At 30.1% G+C, this 1,227-nt stretch carries 2 protein-coding genes; both read right to left on the minus strand.

Features of this window, described 5'->3' with window-relative positions; genetic code table 11:
* Nucleotides 1-837, minus strand: an 837-nt coding sequence (locus tag SBL16_RS12105) for a transposase (RefSeq protein ID WP_317954273.1), incomplete at its 3' end; no start/stop codon positions are given.
* The gene (locus tag SBL16_RS12110) at nt 834-1,022 is read right to left on the minus strand and encodes a hypothetical protein (RefSeq protein WP_107634677.1); all 189 of its coding nucleotides are present in this window, start codon (nt 1,020-1,022) and stop codon (nt 834-836) included. The genes SBL16_RS12105 and SBL16_RS12110, both read right to left, overlap by 4 nt.
* Nucleotides 1,023-1,227: the final 205 nt, after the last annotated feature.

Below are 1,227 nucleotides of genomic sequence, written 5' to 3' on the forward strand. Positions count from 1 at the left end.
GATAATATTCATCACTATCCAAAATAATAATTGTCTAGCTTTTTTATTTCCCCGCTTATTAATTGTATCCTTATAATGAGTGTTACCAGATTGATATCGTTTGATATCAATACCTACATAAGCATTTAATTGTTTATTTGTTTTAAAGTGAGTAATATCTCCTAATTCTCCGATTAACATAGCTGCTGTTAATTCTCCAATACCAGGAATAGATTGTATAATTTCGTAACACTTTAGTTCTTGTGCTAAATTAATCATTTCTTTATCTAATTGAGATAACTGTTCTATAGAATCTTTTAACTGTCGAATTAATAACTGAAGTTTTCTTACTAAAAAAGAAGAAGATTTAACACTTGGATAACTTTCATGTGCAATTTTGGATAATTTATCAGCATAATTTTCTGCTTTTCGAGTAGATAACCCTTTCTCTGTAGAGTTGAAAATATTTGAGATTAAAGTATCTATATCTTGTTGTTGAACAAAACTAGGATGTGAATATATTTCTGCGATATTGAGAGCAATCATTGAATAGCGATTTTTGAATAATTTCTCTAACCCTGGAAAGGTTTGATGGAGTAATTCGATAATCTGAACTTTTAAACGACTTTGATTTTTTTCGATTTCAAGATGAAATCGTACACGTTCACGTAATTCAAAGTAAATTTCATTTTTAGTATTTAAACTATCAGTGTATTTTAAAGTGGGCCCTAATTGTGCTAGTTTATGAGCATCAGAGTGATCCGTTTTCCATGATCTTAGAGAATTTGTTTTAAATTTCGCTTCTAATGGGTTCATTTCAATATACTTCACATGGTTAACCTGACAAAACTGAACTATACCTCTTGAATACACACCGGTAGATTCAAATATAAGTTGAGGTTGATTAAGTTTTTTAAGTATTTAAGTAACTGATTATAACCATTTTTATTATTCTGAATTGTAAATTCCTTTTGGAATTTATCTTCAAAATAATGTGCGATGACGCTCGTTCTTTTACTAATATCAATGCCTAAATAATCCACGTAATTCCTCCTTAATTGTTTTGAGAAGCTGAAACTTTACTTAACCTTTCTCATTTCACTTTCCTCTACACGGCTTCAAGAGCCCAACATACTACAAACGAATTTCAAAAGGCGAGAGTAAAGCTGACTAGTTTATAATACGGATTTAAAATCCAAGGGAGCCTACAGTCTACTTCTCTCTACAACTATAAAAAATAGCTGTGAA

The sequence above is a fragment of the Staphylococcus sp. NWU MK-U1 genome (assembly GCF_033283505.1).
GTDB classification, from domain to species: Bacteria; Bacillota; Bacilli; order Staphylococcales; family Staphylococcaceae; genus Staphylococcus; species Staphylococcus haemolyticus.